Here is a 17,207-nt window from a genome sequence, read left to right on the forward strand (position 1 = left end):
TTTACAGCATCTTTCTGGCTTTTTCTAAATCTTCCGGAGTATCGATTCCAATTCCAATATGAGTGGTTTCGACCATTTTGATGCGTTTTCCAAATTCTAAATAACGTAATTGCTCCAGTTTTTCGGATGCTTCCAAAGATTTCATTGGTAAATGGTAAAAATCTAACAATGCCTGTTTTCTAAATGCATAAATCCCGATATGTTGAAAATAACGGACACCCGCATTCTTTTCTCTTGCATATGGAATTACGGAACGCGAAAAGTACAACGCAAATTCATTTTGATCCACGACCACTTTTACATTATTGGGATTATGGATTTCGTCATCATTTTTTATTTCGCGCATCAAAGAAGCCAAATCAACTTGCTGAGTCGCATCATGTCTGAAAATTTCAATCAATTTTGCTAAGGGTTCCGCATCTATAAAAGGTTCGTCTCCCTGAACATTCACCACAACAGACACATCCAGATGTTCAATCGCTTCTGCAATTCGATCACTTCCTGATTCATGTTCTTTGATGCTCTTTATGGCTATTCCGCCATTAGAAATGATTTCATCATAAATCATATCCGAATCCGTTACCACAAAAACATCATCAAACAATTGTGTGTTTATGGCGGCTTCATAGGTTCTTAAAATCACGGTTTTGCCTCCCAAATCCTGCATCAGTTTAGCAGGAAATCGTGTCGAAGCGTAACGGGCGGGAATGACGGCTATTATTTTCATTTTTTATCTATTTATATTTACAAACAAAAGCATAAAATTACTAAACTAAATATTAGTTTGTGGCCTTTCTTTCATTTAGTAATTCAATCATATTTTTTCCACAACTAATTATTTGGTCATCTGAATAAGTAATTATTTTTTCCTTCTTAAAATTCTTTTTAATAACTATTTTTGGAGTAAAGTAAAATTCTTTTTTCTCTGTAATATTTTTTTTATTAGGTATGTGAATTTTTGAATTATCATTTATGAATTTATAATTCTCCAAATTCTCTATTTTTATTATTTTGTTGTTCTCAACATAATATTTATTTATTATTGTCTTTGTTTCTCCACCATTTTGCGAAATTAAAAGAACTAATTTATTATTATAATAATATCCAATTAAACTTCCGCCACAAGTTTTCATATCATCAATACCTAAAATTTCTAATTTGTTTTGTTGTTTTAATTGATCGATTTTCAAAATGTTAATTTCTATATCATTCGGTCTAACATTTTGACTGTAAGATATTTTCAAAGAAATTAGAAACAATAAACAAATTATTTTCTTCATTTTTATTTTTTTAAAGTAAACTGACTTATTATTATTATATCCAACAATGCAAATATTTAATTTACTTCAATCCTCCAAATATAAGATTTATTTCACAAAATAATCCTACACAATCCTAACCGAAGTCATACTCAATGAACCTCCCAACAACTTATCATTAAACAAACTGAGTTCCTCGGTTTTTCCTTTTAAACCCAATGTATAAATCAAAGGCAAATAATGTTCTGGCGTAGGAATCGCTAATTGTAATGCTCTACTTTGCGTTTCAAAATCAATCAGCGGTTGGAAATTCCCGTCCAGTAAATAATTATTGACTGTTTCCCTTGCCTCAATTGCCCAATCGTAACCGTAATTGTCTTTTTCGAAATTTTCAAAATCTACTAATCTCAGATTATGAACGATGTTCCCACTGCCTAAAATAAGGATTCCTTTGGTACGCAAAGCACTTAATTTTTGAGCCAAATCAAAATGGTATTGCCCAGATTTTGTGTAATCAATACTCAACTGAATCACAGGAACATTGGCTTCGGGATATAAATGCTTGATTACACTCCAAGCGCCGTGATCCAATCCCCAATGTTCGTCCAGTTCGGCTTCTGTTGGTAGCAATAATTCTTTGGTTTCTAATGCTAATTCCGGACTTCCTTTCGCGGGATATTGAACATCAAATAAAGCTTGCGGAAAACCTCCAAAATCATGAATTGTTCTGGGCAATTCCATTGCGGTAACTTTGGTTCCTTTGGTAAACCAATGCGCAGAAATACATAAAATAGCATTTGGTTGCGGTAACGTTTTGGCCAAGTTCCTAAAACCAATCACAAACTGATTTTCCTCAATGGCATTCATCGGGCTGCCGTGTCCCAAAAAACAGTACCGGCATTTTTTCGGTATTCGAAAAAGAGCTAGATACTTTATGTAAGTCGTTTAGTGTGTTCATGTGAATAGAATTTATTTACTCTTGCTTATCCGTTCGTTCTATCAAATCCCAAAGATTGCCATAAATATCAGCAAAAACCGCTACTTTGCCATACGCTTCCAAGATTGGTTCTCTAATAATTGTAACTTGATTATCCAATAAATTTTGATAATCTCTTTCAAAATTATCAGTATTTAAAAATAGAAAAACGCGTCCACCAGTTTGATTTCCCACTTTTTCTGACTGTTCTTTATTTGCGGCTTTTGCCAAAAGCAAACTGAACCCAATTGCACCTTTTGGAGCAACCAAAACCCATCGCTTTGTATCATTTAAAACGGTATCTTCAATTAAATCAAAATGCAGTTTTTGGGTATAAAAGGCAATCGCATCATCATAATCAGCAACAACCAAAGAAATATGTGCGATACTCTGTTTCATTATTTATCAAATTTACTCTTCAAAACTTTCATCCTTAAACCCTATCAAATATAATTTATTTTTTGCTCTGGTCATAGCGGTGTACAACCAGCGGATGTAATCCCGATTGATTCCATCAGGCAAATACGGCTGTTCTATAAAAACGGTATTCCATTGACCACCTTGGGACTTATGACAGGTTATTGCATACGAGAATTTAACCTGCAAGCCATTAAAATATTCATTGGCTTTCACTTTTTGGAATTGATTGAATTTGGTTTCGCCTTCATAATCTTTCAATACTTCCTGATACAATCTATTCGACTCTTCATAGGTTAAAGAAGGGGATTCACTTTTTATGGTATCCAATAATAAAACGGTTTCAAACGGAATCTGACTTGGATAATCGACCATCCGTATTTTTACTTTGGCAAACTTAAAACTATACAATTCTTTGATATTGAAAATTTCCAGCACTTCAATAATATCACCATTGGCAATGAATCCTGCTTCATCAGAATCTTTCAACCAAAAATAATTGTTCTTCACCACCATCAAGAAATCTCCGGTAGACAATTCACTTTCTTTATCGAGGATTTTGGTTCGGATTTGCTCATTGTATTGATTCGCTCTTTTATTCGAACGAACAATAAAAGCGGTATCTTCTATACTGTAATTGCTGTACGCCGAATTAATCGCATCCTGAATATCGTAACCATCAGTCAACCGAACGATATCTTTGAATTTTCGAACATTAAATTTGAATTCCGTGATAAACGAATCCTTCAATAGTTCGCGAAGCTCCGTGGCATTGTGCAAGATTCCGGAATTTTCTTCCTGACGCATTACTTCGTCAAGCTCTATATGTTCTACTTCCTTATCGTAATTCATACCCAAAGTTTGAATATCTAAAGCAGGACTGATATCTAAATTCACCGGAGGCAACTGGGCGGTATCTCCCAGCAAAATCATCTTACAATTGGTTCCTGAATACACATACGAAATCAAATCATCTAATAAAGAACCGTTTTCGTATAATTTAGAATCCGAATTGGTATCTGAAATCATCGAAGCTTCATCGACGATAAAAATCGTGTTCTTGTGCTTGTTTTGTTGCAATGTAAACGAAACGCCACCACCCGAAGATTTCTTAGGAAAATATATTTTTTTATGAATCGTAAAAGCGGGTTTATTCGAATAATTGGCAATTACTTTGGCTGCGCGTCCTGTTGGGGCAAGCAAAACATATTTCTTATTAATGTCTGCAAGATTATTTACAATCGTAGAAATCACAGTCGTTTTTCCCGTTCCTGCATAGCCTTTCAGAACAAAAATGGTTCTATTATCGTTCTCCGTTAAAAAAATAGCAATTTTTTGAAAAAAAATATCCTGTTTATAGGTGGGTTGAAAAGGGAATTTTTTCTGTAAAAGACTGTAAAACAAGGAGGAATTCATGTGAAGTGGATTGCTATAAATGAACATCAAATATAAGTATGAAAATCGAGGGAATCGCATAAATTGACATTAGAATAAAAAAAAATTGTAAGTTTGTCAACGCTTTACTCCTTTCTAGTTTCTAATGAAGAAATGGAATATAAATCCAGATATGTCAACACAAAATACAAACATAACCGAGAAGGTATATAAAAAACTGTCCATTCAGGTTTCCCTGACTGGGCTTTCGTTTTGCTGCTTTGATACGCTGAATGATACGGTTACTTCCTTTAATGAAGTGCATTTTGACACCTTTCATAAAGCGACAAAAATTGAGGATTTATTTGCCGATGCTTTTCGCGATTATCCGGAGTTAAACGATGCTTATGACGAGATTTTGGTTATTCATAATAACAATCTTTCCACGTTTGTTCCTGCACCGCTTTTTGACGAGAACTTTCTAGGCAGTTATTTGCAATACAACACAAAGGTTTTTAAAACTGATTTTTTTGCATTTGATGAAATAGCAAATTACGAAATGAATGCTGTTTATATTCCGTACGTGAATATCAACAACTTTTTTATCGATCAGTTTGGCGCTTTTGATTACAAACATGCCAACAGTATTTTGGTTTCCAAATTATTGGTTGCTTCCAAAAATAAAGATGACAAAAAAATGTTCGTTCATATTAATTCAGAACATTTTGAAATCATCGTGATTCAAAACCAAAAATTACTACTTTTTAATTCTTTCGATTATAACACACCGGAAGATTTCTTGTATTATATATTATTCACTGCAGAGCAATTGAACCTAAATCCTGAGAATTTCCCATTGGAACTAATCGGAAATATTGATACCGAAAGTGATTATTTCAAAATAGCTTACAAATACATTCGCAACGTTTCACTTATTGACGTAAACGATTTGCGATGGAACAATTATTTTTCTGAGGCCGAAAACAGAAATCATTTTATACTTTTCAACTCATGAGAATCATTTCAGGAAAATACAAAGGAAGACGCATTTCTCCTCCAAAAGGCCTGCCCGTTCGTCCAACCACCGATATGTCTAAAGAAGCATTATTCAATGTTTTGAACAACCATTTCAGTTTTGAAGGACTTAAAATATTAGATTTATTTGCCGGAACAGGAAATATCAGTTATGAATTTGCCTCCAGAGGAAGTACGCCTATCACATCCGTTGATGGTGATTTTGGTTGTGTAAAATTCATCAAGCAAGTGGCAACAGAATTCGATTTTAATATTGCTGCCACAAAAAGTGATGTTTTCACTTATTTAGAAAGATGTAAAACTTCGTATGATATTATATTTGCCGACCCGCCTTACGCATTAGATCAAGCCACATTTGAGAAAATTGTATCCTTAATTTTCGAAAAAGAATTGCTTAATCAAGACGGAATGATGGTAATTGAACATTCTAAATATACCAAACTGGATCACATGATTAATTTCTCTTTCAAGAAAAGTTATGGTGGCTCTATTTTTAGTTTTTTCGAAATTGAATCAGATTCTGATGATGAAAATGACGACGAATCTTCTGAAAATGAAGGAGAAGAAGAATAATCCTTATTAAATTAATTTGAAATGGAAACACTTGACAATTTATCCAAAACCATTTGGTAAGTAGGTGTTTCAATTTCATATTTAATACCTTCATTAACCACAAACTCAGTCAAAGAAAACAGTTCTATTTTTCGTCCCGCCATCAAATCCCGGTGCATTGATGAAGTAGCATCACGTGGAGTTTTCTCTAATTTTAGAATTGTTTGCAGGATAATGTCTGCAGGTAAATTCAATCCTTTTACGGCCGCAATCATGGTAATTTCGTTTAATAAGGAAACATAAACTCCTCTACTGGATTGACTGTTTAAAATCTCACCGATATTCTCATTCAAAAAAGATGTTGCAGATGCCAACGCGGAAATAAATATGAATTTTTCCCAAACAGTTTCTTCAATATTATCAACGAGATAGCTTTCGATCGAAGCCTTCTCAAAAATAGATTGCAATTTATTTAATGTAGCAATTGGGGATGTTCCTGATCCAAAAAAGAGTTTTTCATAAGTTCCAATCTTTTTTATAACACCGGAAGATACGATCATCGAAACAATATAAACACAACCTTGTAAAACTTCGTTGTCGGGAAATAAATCACTGATTCGTGCTGGTGCATCGACACCATTATACAAAGGAAGAATAACTGTATTCTTGGTTATATTTTTTTTAATGGAGAGAAGACTCTCTTCAATGTCATATGTTTTTGTAGCACAAATTAGGTAATCCAGTTTTTCGATTACAGCAGAATCATCGCTTACGATACTAGGAAAAACAGTCATTTCACTATCATCTTGAATGATTTTCAGACCGTTTTGAGCAATTGTCTTTTGAGTTTCACCTCTGGCAATAAAAATTATTTCAACAGAATCTGATTCGAAATATGCTTTGGCCAATAACCCACCAAAATAGCCTCCTACTCCACCCATTCCTAAAATTCCAATTCTTGTTTTCATAAATACTTAATTAAAAATAAAATTAAACCATTAAGAAATATAGAAAATTAAGCCTTGAAACTTAATGAAACTAATTCCTTAATGGTTCGTTTTTAGATTTCACAATCCTAATTTTATTAATCTTTTAATAAAAAAATGCAGACCTATAAGCCGGATTCTGTCCCCGATAAATCGGAGCCTTATCATTTATCTAGATCCCGCATTACTGCGGGACTCAAACTATCTACCCTTCAACAACGGACGAGAAGCCCTTAAATGCTGATATACTTGATATTTCACCGCATAGAGTTTACCTGGTTTCACTACAGCATTACCTGTACATACTTTCTGTTGCACTTGTCCTAATCTCGTCCGTAAAGACGAGACCGACGGGTGTTACCCGCTATGCTTCCCTTTGGTGTCCGGACTTTCCTCCCTCTTGATTGCTCAAAACGACGATAAGGCGGTCTGCGGTGCAAATTTACACTATTTTATTCCTGTTTTCAGATTTTAGATTACTTACTTTAACAAGTCTTTGACAACAAATTCACAATAAAATAGTTACCTTTAATAATTAACCAATAATATTCTATTATGTCACATATGTATCATTACGCCACAGTTTCTAAAGCCTTAGATGATTTAAATGAAAACGGATATACCTATGATTTCAACCTTCACACAGATGATATTATAAAGAATCCGCATCACTACGAAATCGAGCACATTTATCGATACGAAGGAGATAGTAATCCTGATGACGAGGCTACCGTGTACGGTATAAAATCCAGTTCAGGTAAAAAAGGCGTTTTTGTAGCTGGATTTTCTGCAAATTCCGAAAATGACGCTGCAAGAATCTTGAATGAAATTACTATCAAAGGAAGAAACAAATAATGTTTGCTTAAGTTATTCTTTTTTATGTTCTGTACTATGTTGTATTCTATTTTTTGAGAAAAATATTAAGATTTAATTCCAAAATCCGATGTTACTTTCCGAAATTATAATCGAACGAATCAAAAAAGAGGGTCCAGTATCTTTTAGGGATTTCATGGAAATGGCATTGTATTACCCTGAATTAGGATACTATAATTCTCAAAAAGATAAAATTGGAGCAGATGGTGATTTTTACACCAGCGCTAATCTTACTGCAGCTTTTGGAGCTATGATAGGCCGCCAGATCGAGGAAATGTGGCAAAACCTAGAAAAAAATCCCTTTAAAATTGTTGAATATGGAGCCGGAACTGGTTTATTATGCCATGATATTTTAGATTATCTCAAGAATAACAACACTTTATATAACAGCTTAACCTATTGTATTATAGAAAAAAGCTCCAGCATGCGAGAAATTCAAAAGAAACATTTACATAAAAAAGTAAGATGGTACGATTCCATACAAGAAATCCCTGAAATTAACGGCTGCATTTTATCGAACGAATTAATTGATAATTTCTCCGTCCATCAGGTAATTATGAAAGACCGGCTGCAAGAAATATTCGTAGATTATAAGGAATATTTTATTGAAATTTTGAAACCTGCAAAAAAAGAACTCACCGATTATTTTTCGGAATTAAAGGTACAATTGCCAGAAGGATTTCTCACGGAAGTAAATTTGGAAGCTAAATCTTGGATAAAAGACGTTTCCCAATCCTTGCAGAAAGGATACGTGATAACTATCGATTATGGTTCATTATCGGCTGAATTATACAACAAGCGCAGGAGTTGTGGAACGCTCTTGTGTTATTACAAACATCAAAAAAACGATAACCCCTATCAATTTATCGGTCAACAGGACATAACAACGCACATCAACTTTTCTGCGCTTTCGCATTATGGTTCTCAATCTGGATTAACCTGTTGCGGAATCGTGGATCAAGCGCAATTTTTATTAGCGTTAGGGATCAAAGAATATCAAGATTCAGCTTTGAATAATAACCCCCATAATTTGGCAATGGCCATGCAGGAATCAATCATTAACTATAGATTACTAGTTGATATGGGACCAAAATTCAAAGTATTAATACAACAAAAAGGAGTTCCAGAATATCCGCTATCAGGTTTGAAATTTTTAAATTCTACAAAAGCTTTATATTCTTAAATTTTTATTTCAATTTGAAGCTAGTTCCAGCTATTCGTTACAATCTTATTTGCCGAAACCCGGCGCATAAGGATTTCCGCTGCTATCTGGGCTATGGAATTTGAGATATAAAAGACCGTCTGAAAAATTATAAAATCTTTCAATACTTAAATTTTTCCATCTTTAAATTAAAACCTATATTTGCTTTCGAATAAAAATTCTATGGAACAATTTGTTGTATCGGCACGTAAATATCGTCCTCAAACATTTAAAGATGTTGTAGGGCAAAAAGCCATTACCAATACTTTGTTGAATGCCATTGAAAGCAATCACCTTGCTTCTGCCCTATTATTCACGGGACCTCGTGGAGTTGGTAAAACAACTTGCGCTCGTATTCTAGCTCGAAAAATCAATCAGCCGGGTTATGATGATCCAAATGAAGATTTTGCTTTTAATGTTTTCGAATTAGATGCTGCATCAAACAACTCTGTTGATGATATCCGTAATTTGATTGACCAAGTCCGTATCCCGCCACAAACGGGACAATACAAAGTGTATATTATTGATGAGGTTCACATGTTGTCTTCGGCAGCTTTCAATGCTTTCTTGAAAACACTGGAAGAACCGCCAAAGCACGCCATTTTTATATTGGCTACGACCGAAAAACATAAAATTATTCCAACGATACTTTCTCGTTGTCAAATATTTGATTTCAAAAGAATTACCGTAAAAGATGCAAAAGAACATCTTGCCGAAGTTGCGACCAGTCAAGGCGTAAATTTTGAAGATGATGCTTTGCATATTATTGCTCAAAAAGCAGATGGTGCCATGCGTGATGCTTTATCCATTTTTGATCGCGTAGTTTCTTTTTGTGGAAAAGATTTAACACGTCAGGCAGTTACCGAAAACCTGAATGTTTTAGATTATGAAACTTATATAACTATTACCGATCTTATTCTAGAAAATAAAATTCCTGAATTACTGTTGGCTTTTAATGAAATTCTTGCCAAAGGATTTGATGCACATCATTTTGTATCCGGATTAGCTTCCCATTTTAGAGATTTATTGGTTTCTAAAACACCTTCTACTTTATCTTTATTAGAAGTCGGGGAACAAGCGCAACAAATGTATGGAGTACAAGCACAAAAATGCAGTCAAGATTTTTTACTCAAAGGAATTGAAATTGCAAATGACTGTGATTTAAAATACAAATTAAGTCAAAACCAGCGGTTACTCGTTGAACTTTGTTTGATGCAACTTGCCTCTATCACTTATGATGGAGAAAAAAAAAAGTTGACAAATTTATAATTCCGCCCACTTATTTTAGAAAGAACGATTATTCAATTGTAGAGAGTTCAAAAGCTAAAGTAGAAAGTACCGCAAAAACCCCAGTTGTAGAATCAGTCCAAGAAAAACAACCAGAAGCTATAGTTATTGCTCCAACAATTCCTACACCTGCAGTAAAAATTGGTATTCCCAATACAAGTCAAACAAAAGTTTCTTCTTTTTCATTATCAAGTATTCGTGCTAAAAAAGCATTGGAAGAAAGCAATAAAGGAATTGTAAAAGAAGTGCTTCATTTGCCTACAGAAGCTTTCACGGAAACAGAAATGTTATTGTTTTGGAATAAATATGCACAACGTTTAGGAGACAAAGGCTATAAAATCATGGAGTCTTTATTATTAATAAATGATCCAAAACTAAATGGAACTGCCATTACACTGGAATTGCCAAATGAAGGTTCTAAATTAGATTTTGAAAAAGAAGTCAATGGACTTTTAGGACATTTGAAAGGCCATTTACACAATCACGACATCACAATAGAAGTAATTGTTAATGAAAGTGTTGAAAGTAAGAGAAATTTTAATGACCAAGACCGATACAACAGGCTTCTTGAAATAAATCCAAATATTGATTTGTTGCGAACTACTTTTGGGCTTGACCTAAATGTTTAAACTCAGGTGATTAATTTAAACTGAAGAAATATAAAACATCTATTCTTCATGTGGGCCTATTCTTTTTTGAACAGATTTTATTTCTTTTTCAGCGGGATCTATTTCATGTGAATTTATTTTCCTCTCAATCTTTTTGTCTCGCTTGAGCCATATCAAAGCAACCATCACATAAATTGACCCAGCAATCCATTCATTCAAAAAAGAAAAAAGTATTGCTATAAAATATAAAAGAAGAGTGACTTTTCCCTTCCTATCTTTCCCTACCGCTTTAGCTAGCAAGGAATTTGCCCCTTCGTTTGTTATAATTACACATTGCAGAATCCAAAAATGAAGGGAGCATAAAAAGAGAATGATACCGTACAAAGTCATTGTCGCTTTGGCAAAAAGATGTACGCCCATCCATTTAGTTGAAATGGGAATCAATGATAACCAGAATAAAAAATGCAGATTAGCCCATAATATAGTACCATTTATTTTAGAAATACTCTGCATTAAGTGATAATGATTTTTCCAATAAATCCCTACAAAAATAAAGCTTAGCGCATAGCTAATAAAGGAAGGAAAAAGTGCTGTCAAATCACTAAAATTCTTCCCCGTCGGAACTTTAATTTCCAATATCATGATGGTTATTATTATTGCCAAAACACCATCACTGAACATCTCTAATCTATGCTTGTCCATCTGGAATTTTTATCATAAAGATAATTCCAATTTTCGAATTAAGTAATTAAAAATCAAATAATTAACTTATATTTTTCCGTAATACATTGCTTTGACAATACCATCAGAAAGTCCAATTTTAGGTACGTAAATATTTCTGGCACCACTCCATTTCATAGCATTTAGATAAATTCTTGTAGCAGGGATAATTACATCGGCACGATCCGGATTCAATCCCAATTCTGCTACACGTTGATCATAAGTTAGAGAATTCAAGAAAGCATATTGAGAGTTCATATAGATATATGACAAAGGTTTTTCCTGCACTTTTCCTGACATCTTAAAAAGTTTATTAATATTCCCGCCAGAACCTATTAAAGTTACTTCGTCGTAGTCTTGCGTATTTATTTTTATCCATTTTTCAATTTCATCCCAAACAACATCGCAAACCATATCATTCAGCAATCTTACTGTTCCAGCTTTGAAAGATCTGGAATTTATCATTTTACCGTTCGAAAATAAGGTAAATTCAGTACTTCCACCACCTACATCAACAAAGAGATAGGTTTGATCTGATTTTAATAAATGATGCAAATCAGTTGAAGCTATTATAGCCGCTTCTTTTTTTCCGTCGATTATTTCTATTTTGATATCCGCTTTTTTCTTGATAAGTGCAACAACCTCTTTACCATTATAAGCTTCTCGCATTGCCGATGTAGCAAAGGCCATATACCGCTCCACTTTATGTACTTTCATTAAGAGATAGAATGCTTTCATCGCATCACACATTCGCTCCATATTCTCCTCAGAAATTTCACCTACTGTAAAGGCATCTTGTCCTAAACGAATAGGGACACGAACTAACGAACTTTTATTGAATTGAGTTTCCTTTCCATCCTGCTCTACAATATTTGTAATTAACAAACGCATTGCATTTGAACCAATATCAATCGCTGCATACTTTGTAATTTTAATCATTCCTTTACTATGATTTGAAATTTATTTTTTTTTAATTATTTTTTTATCAACGATAAATAGAACCTATGTCGCTTTTTCTGCCAACACGTCAACTTTATTTTGATAATATTTGTAAGTTTCCCATTGTGCCCTAAAAATGGGGTCTTGATTTCTTATCCTATATTTATTATCTAATTTAAAGGAATGATACCTCGCTTTTACATTTCCTTTCCATCCTAAATTGAAATTATCAAGGAGTTCATTTTTAATTTCTTGATCATAAATAGGACAGGTTACTTCAACTCTGCCATCCAAATTTCTGGTCATAAAATCTGCAGATGAAATAAAAACTTCTGTTTGCCCGGCATTCCCAAAGATGTAAATTCTGGAATGTTCGAGATAATTATCGACAATACTTATCGCTTCAATATTTTCACTCATTCCAGGAATACCTGGTATTAACGAACAAATACCTCTTACTTCAAGTTGTATTTTTACTCCCGCGGTACTCGCTTCATATAATTTATCAATCATTTTAAAATCTGATAAACTATTCATTTTTAATTTTATAAATGTTTTTCTACCTGCCAATGCATGCAAAATCTCTCTGTCAATCAATTTATAAAACTTGGTCCTCGTGTAATGTGGGGAAACAATAAGATGTTTGTATCGATGCACTCTGTAATTGATGTCAAAGAAATCAAATATTTTTGTGATGTCTTTTAAAATTTGTTGATGACTTGTAAATAGTGTTACATCAGTATATACTTTTGCTGTAGCTTCATTAAAATTTCCAGTAGAGATGAAACCGTATCTTTTTATTTTATCGTTTTCAATTCTTTCAATAACACATATTTTACTGTGTACTTTTAAGCCTTTTATTCCGAAAATTAGTTCAATACCTTCAATTTGCATTTGCTCAGCATAAGAAATGTTCGAGGCTTCATCAAAACGCGCTTGCAATTCAATTTGAACAGTAACTTTCTTCCCATTTTTGGCTGCATTTATTAGCGAACTTATAATTTGAGAATTTTTAGCTAATCGATATAACGTAATTTTTATAGAAGTAACCTTAGGATCAAGGGCCGCTTCGCGCAAAAATTTTGTCAGGTAAGAAAATGACTGATAAGGCGCATTTAATAAATAATCTTTTTTACTTATTTTTTCCAGCATACTCCCTTCCATGCTTAAACCTGGGACTGGCAGCGGATCGTTAGTTTTATACAATAAATCAAATCTGCCAAGATTTGGAAAATTCATATAATCGCGCCTGTTATGGTACCTGCCGCCGGGAATAATACTATCAGTAGCAACAATATTCATTTTATCCAGAAAAAACTGCAGCGTATCTTTGTCAATTAATTGATCATAAATAAATCGAACGGGCTCCCCTATACGCCTGTCTTTTACACTTGTGGTGATTTTTTCAATCATACTTTTACTCAAATCACTATCGATATCTAATTGCGCATCTCGAGTGATCTTTATCATATGAGCTGAAATACTTTCATAATCGAAAATATTAAAAATACTGCTTAAATGAAACCTAATCACGTCATCAATTAAGATTACATATTGTTTTTCATCGTCTGAAGGGAGGACAACGAAACGATTTAATGTTTTTGGAATTTCAACAATTGCATATCGAACCTCATTATTAAGTTTCATAATGAGCTTTATCGCTAAATATCCCGAAGTGTCTTTCAATAATGGGAATTCAGCTAAATCATTTAGTATAATCGTAACTAATTCGGGGCTTAACTTTTGAATGAAAAAATCTTTTAAAAAAATTTCCTGATCGATAGATATCTGATCTTCATTGATTATAAATATATTTTTAGACTCTAATTTAGCCTCAATCGTACTTAAAATCCGTAAACTTTCAGATTGTTGAAGTATCACAATTTCAGTTATATCCTTAACTAATTCTTGAGCCGAAATACCACCCAAATATTTTTCTCCGGATATTCCTGAAAGACTTAATCGTCTGATTGCTGCAAAACGAACTCTAAAGAACTCATCGAGATTATTAGAGAATATTCCTAAAAATCTTAGTCTGTCTAGCAAAGGAACGGAATCATCAGCTGCTTCTTGAAGAACTCTGGCATTAAATGCTAACCAACTTTTTTCTCTATCAATATATTTATGTTCTGGCATGTACTTATTTTAAATCTTTTGGGAATATAATTTTATTTATTTGGCCTTTATCAATTTCTTTCCAATCGTCCGTTTTAAATTGTAGGGAAACAAAACCGGCAGTAGGAACATTATCAATAATGACATCCCCAAATTTATTAACAAAATTTGTAATAGCACCATTATGTCCAAAAAGAATAACGCTATCGAAAAGATTATCGCATGATTTGATAACTTTTTCCAGTTTTTTTTCATCAAACGTATAAAGTTCATCTTTATAAACAATAGATTCTATGGGATAAGAAATATTTTGAGCAAAAATAACTGCTGTATCTGAAGCCCTTTTCGCTGAGCTACTCCAGATAATATATGTTTTAGGAAGCGCGTCTTTTATTTTTGAAGAAACAAGATGGGCATCTTTTATTCCATGATGCGTCAAAGACCTTTCCTTGTCATGCAAAGGAGCATCCCAACTTGATTTTGCATGCCTAATTAAAATTAAGTTTTTCATAAGAAAATAATCATTTTGAAATTGAGGTATAATATATTTCAATCACTAAAATATTCAAATACAATTTACAAAAGAAAAGATGATTTTGGGGTCTTTTTGCAATGTTTTTTTATTTGATTGAAAAATTACTTTTTGAAACATTCTAAAAGGTTAGTTATATAATCAGTTGGTTTCAAAAAAGTTAGTAATCAAAATTTAAGTTTTCATTATTTTTTTATTTTGGTCAATAATATTGGCGCAATTAACCAGAAAAAGAACATTTCAACGAGTATTTAGGTCGTTGGTAGAAAAACATATTTATAATGATTCTTTCTATTTAGATTAGCATTTAATAAGTAAAAGGTATTAAATATCAAAACTTTAAAGTAAATGTATAATAATTGAAAAATTATTAATTTATGGTGAAAAACTATCCAAATCAAATTGTTAACCTACAAAACAATTTTTTTTTATCTCGAAACCTATTCTTTTTATTCTTAAAAAGATTTATGCCTATTAAGGCACTTACATTTCACCGTGCAAATCCTTTTGCACAAATCTCAACCGAAAATAATTTTGTCTTTTCAATTAAAAAGGCAAAACTATTTAATCCAAATTTGAGATTATCAGAACAGAAAATACCAACTAATTTTTCGATTAAAAATTTGGATAATTTATTATGCAAATATTCCATTTGTTTATTCTCCCATGTTAGCAAAAATCATGATAAAAAATTAGTATTTGTCTATTCTGATGAAACTAACTTAATGATTTGAATGTAACATCAAAATCTAGTATTTAAAACATCTAAATACTTTAATTAAATTTTAGGTTGATTGATAAAATTAATATTTTTTATAAGTAACCATAAATTTTAAAATTAAATATTACAAACGATACATTAAAATTTGATTGTATGAAAACAAAAAATATCCTCAGGAAAAAAATCAGCTTTAAACCAATTATTTTTATTTTAAGCTTGTTTTTCACAGTACTAAACAGTTATTCGGAGACAAATCCTAAGGTTAGCTTAAGTGAATCAATGGCTTATACATATTCAGGTTGCCCTGCAAAAGACGTAACAATCACAAATTTTTTTATTCGAAAATTGGATGTAACGCATATTTTAAGGAATTCATTACTAGTTTTATTTAAAAAATAAAGATTATGAAAAAAATTACTTTTATTAGATTTTTAGCTTTTTTAATACTGTTGTTTACTACAACAATTGGTTATTCACAAAATACTAATATTACATTCGACAATACTAATGCTTCATTAACAACAACTCCAGCGTGTACCTTTCAGGGATGTGTTGCTAATGATGTAACTTTTGGAGATGTGTATTTAGGTGATAATGTTGGGAATTTAGCTACTTTGGCTTATGTTGCAAATCCTGTAAATGGATTGTATATATGGGTCACAATTGCCTCTAATAGTTCCAAATATGATTTGCTATTTCAATTTGACTATTTAGTTGGTGGAATTCGAAAAAATTTCAATAATACTAATTTTGTTGGTGCGACGACAGATAGGCTAACAATTAAAGTTAGAGGAAGTATAATTACAGCCGGTTCTAAATATAGAATGGCTCAAATTACTAACTATACTGCAGGTCAATCTCTTGAATTAAAAAATATTTATTTAGGATGGAATACAAATGGGGGGGCTATTAAAGCTACTGAAAATATTTCTTTAATTACTTGTGATGCTCCAAAATGTAGTAATGCTTATTCAAGTGGAATAATTATAAAAACGCCTTTGTTTGCTGATTTTTCTATTAGTAAAAATTGTGATGGAGGTACTTTTCAAAAGGTAGTTTACACAAGTACTTCAACCGGAGTTGAGGCAAACACTAGTTATAGCTGGTCATTTCCTGGAGCTGCAACGGTTTCACCAATTAGTTTAACAACAATGGGACCGTATACTGTAACTTATTCTTCGGTTGGCCCATATAGTGCAAGTTTGACGGTTACAGATCCAACAAGTCAGGTAATTCCAAATACTAAAACAATTGGTAATATAACTTTAACATCATGTTGTACAATAGCGATTAATTCAATTGCAAAAACTAATGTGCAATGTAATGGAAATTCTAATGGTACAGTAACAGCGACTAAAACAGGAGGAGTTGGAACAATAACTTATGATTTATTGTTTTCACCAACTTCAGCAGGATCTTTTACTGCAACAGGTTTGCCTACAAATGGTGATTCAAATGGAACTTACACGGGTTTAGGTGTAGGATTTTACAAAGTAGTTGTATCTGAAGGTAATGGATGCAGCAATACAAGTTCTGAAGTTCAAATCACTCAACCTACCGTTGCGGTATCGGTAAGTGGAATTGCTACCAACGCAACTTGTTTTGGTGAAGC

Annotated in this window: 19 protein-coding genes, 1 other RNA gene and 1 pseudogene; 9 read left to right on the forward strand and 12 right to left on the reverse strand. The window is 32.6% G+C overall.

Annotated features, from left to right (window positions below; genetic code table 11):
- Position 1 precedes the first annotated feature (1 nt).
- The 5 genes and pseudogenes from kdsB to BUC23_RS09535 form a co-directional block, all read right to left on the reverse strand.
- A complete protein-coding gene (kdsB, locus tag BUC23_RS09515; protein ID WP_073208851.1) occupies positions 2-727 on the reverse strand; it encodes a 3-deoxy-manno-octulosonate cytidylyltransferase in 726 nt (241 codons plus the stop codon).
- Positions 728-779: 52 nt separating this feature from the next.
- A complete protein-coding gene (locus tag BUC23_RS09520; protein ID WP_073208853.1) occupies positions 780-1,280 on the reverse strand; it encodes a hypothetical protein in 501 nt (166 codons plus the stop codon).
- A 105-nt stretch (positions 1,281-1,385) separates the two neighbouring features.
- Positions 1,386-2,217 (reverse strand): annotated as a pseudogene (ygiD, locus tag BUC23_RS09525) (4,5-DOPA-extradiol-dioxygenase).
- A 15-nt stretch (positions 2,218-2,232) separates the two neighbouring features.
- Positions 2,233-2,634, reverse strand: a complete 402-nt coding sequence (locus tag BUC23_RS09530; protein ID WP_073208855.1) for a VOC family protein — start codon at positions 2,632-2,634, stop codon at positions 2,233-2,235.
- Between the two features lie 12 nt (positions 2,635-2,646).
- Positions 2,647-4,068, reverse strand: a complete 1,422-nt coding sequence (locus tag BUC23_RS09535; RefSeq protein WP_073208857.1) for an ATP-dependent DNA helicase — start codon at positions 4,066-4,068, stop codon at positions 2,647-2,649.
- Positions 4,069-4,219: 151 nt separating this feature from the next.
- Between BUC23_RS09535 and BUC23_RS09540 the strand changes: the two genes are divergently transcribed.
- Together BUC23_RS09540 and BUC23_RS09545 are read left to right on the forward strand one after the other, a co-directional pair.
- Positions 4,220-5,041: a DUF3822 family protein gene (locus BUC23_RS09540; RefSeq protein ID WP_073208913.1), complete on the forward strand. Its 822-nt coding sequence runs from the start codon at positions 4,220-4,222 to the stop codon at positions 5,039-5,041.
- Entirely contained in the window at positions 5,038-5,634 is a 597-nt protein-coding gene (locus BUC23_RS09545) for an RsmD family RNA methyltransferase (protein WP_073208859.1), read from the forward strand. The genes BUC23_RS09540 and BUC23_RS09545 overlap by 4 nt, the downstream gene beginning before the upstream one ends.
- Positions 5,635-5,645: 11 nt before the next feature.
- On the opposite strand, the gene BUC23_RS09550 is transcribed toward BUC23_RS09545, so the two are convergent.
- Positions 5,646-6,581 (reverse strand): ketopantoate reductase family protein, encoded by a 936-nt coding sequence (locus BUC23_RS09550; RefSeq protein WP_073208861.1) that lies wholly within the window; start codon positions 6,579-6,581, stop codon positions 5,646-5,648.
- A gap of 130 nt (positions 6,582-6,711) precedes the next feature.
- An RNA gene (gene rnpB / locus BUC23_RS09555) (RNase P RNA component class A) lies at positions 6,712-7,035 on the reverse strand.
- Between the two features lie 119 nt (positions 7,036-7,154).
- Here rnpB and BUC23_RS09560 point away from each other — a divergent pair.
- From BUC23_RS09560 to dnaX, 3 genes are all read left to right on the forward strand, one after another.
- Positions 7,155-7,454, forward strand: a complete 300-nt coding sequence (locus BUC23_RS09560; protein ID WP_073208863.1) for a hypothetical protein — start codon at positions 7,155-7,157, stop codon at positions 7,452-7,454.
- Positions 7,455-7,542: 88 nt separating this feature from the next.
- The gene (locus BUC23_RS09565) at positions 7,543-8,655 is read left to right on the forward strand and encodes a class I SAM-dependent methyltransferase (RefSeq protein ID WP_073208865.1); all 1,113 of its coding nucleotides are present in this window, start codon (positions 7,543-7,545) and stop codon (positions 8,653-8,655) included.
- A gap of 201 nt (positions 8,656-8,856) precedes the next feature.
- The gene (gene dnaX / locus BUC23_RS09570) at positions 8,857-9,942 is read left to right on the forward strand and encodes a DNA polymerase III subunit gamma/tau (RefSeq protein ID WP_073208867.1); all 1,086 of its coding nucleotides are present in this window, start codon (positions 8,857-8,859) and stop codon (positions 9,940-9,942) included.
- Positions 9,943-9,970: 28 nt separating this feature from the next.
- Here dnaX and BUC23_RS17500 read toward each other — a convergent pair whose 3' ends face one another.
- The gene (locus tag BUC23_RS17500; RefSeq protein WP_167365570.1) at positions 9,971-10,114 is read right to left on the reverse strand and encodes a hypothetical protein; all 144 of its coding nucleotides are present in this window, start codon (positions 10,112-10,114) and stop codon (positions 9,971-9,973) included.
- Positions 10,115-10,172: 58 nt separating this feature from the next.
- On the opposite strand from BUC23_RS17500, the gene BUC23_RS09575 reads away from it, so the two are divergent.
- A complete protein-coding gene (locus BUC23_RS09575) occupies positions 10,173-10,589 on the forward strand; it encodes a hypothetical protein (RefSeq protein WP_073208869.1) in 417 nt (138 codons plus the stop codon).
- Between the two features lie 39 nt (positions 10,590-10,628).
- Here the strand turns inward: BUC23_RS09575 and BUC23_RS09580 are convergent, their stop codons facing one another.
- From BUC23_RS09580 to BUC23_RS09595, 4 genes are all read right to left on the reverse strand, one after another.
- Positions 10,629-11,270 (reverse strand): TMEM175 family protein, encoded by a 642-nt coding sequence (locus BUC23_RS09580; RefSeq protein WP_073208871.1) that lies wholly within the window; start codon positions 11,268-11,270, stop codon positions 10,629-10,631.
- 66 nt (positions 11,271-11,336) lie between these two features.
- Complete coding sequence (locus tag BUC23_RS09585) at positions 11,337-12,227, reverse strand: Ppx/GppA phosphatase family protein (RefSeq protein ID WP_073208873.1); 891 nt, start codon at positions 12,225-12,227, stop codon at positions 11,337-11,339.
- A gap of 63 nt (positions 12,228-12,290) precedes the next feature.
- Positions 12,291-14,363, reverse strand: coding sequence for a polyphosphate kinase 1 (gene ppk1 / locus BUC23_RS09590; RefSeq protein WP_073208875.1), 2,073 nt, complete (start codon positions 14,361-14,363; stop codon positions 12,291-12,293).
- 4 nt (positions 14,364-14,367) lie between these two features.
- Positions 14,368-14,853 (reverse strand): SixA phosphatase family protein, encoded by a 486-nt coding sequence (locus BUC23_RS09595; RefSeq protein WP_073208915.1) that lies wholly within the window; start codon positions 14,851-14,853, stop codon positions 14,368-14,370.
- Between the two features lie 398 nt (positions 14,854-15,251).
- Here BUC23_RS09595 and BUC23_RS17340 point away from each other — a divergent pair, with 398 nt between their 5' ends.
- The 3 genes from BUC23_RS17340 to BUC23_RS09605 form a co-directional block, all read left to right on the forward strand.
- Entirely contained in the window at positions 15,252-15,608 is a 357-nt protein-coding gene (locus BUC23_RS17340) for a hypothetical protein (protein ID WP_139259813.1), read from the forward strand.
- 140 nt (positions 15,609-15,748) lie between these two features.
- Positions 15,749-15,994, forward strand: a complete 246-nt coding sequence (locus BUC23_RS09600; RefSeq protein ID WP_073208877.1) for a hypothetical protein — start codon at positions 15,749-15,751, stop codon at positions 15,992-15,994.
- A 5-nt stretch (positions 15,995-15,999) separates the two neighbouring features.
- Positions 16,000-17,207, forward strand: a 1,208-nt coding sequence (locus BUC23_RS09605) for a PKD domain-containing protein (protein WP_139259815.1), incomplete at its 3' end; no start/stop codon positions are given.

It is taken from the genome of Flavobacterium xinjiangense, assembly GCF_900142885.1.
GTDB classification, from domain to species: domain Bacteria; phylum Bacteroidota; class Bacteroidia; order Flavobacteriales; family Flavobacteriaceae; genus Flavobacterium; species Flavobacterium xinjiangense.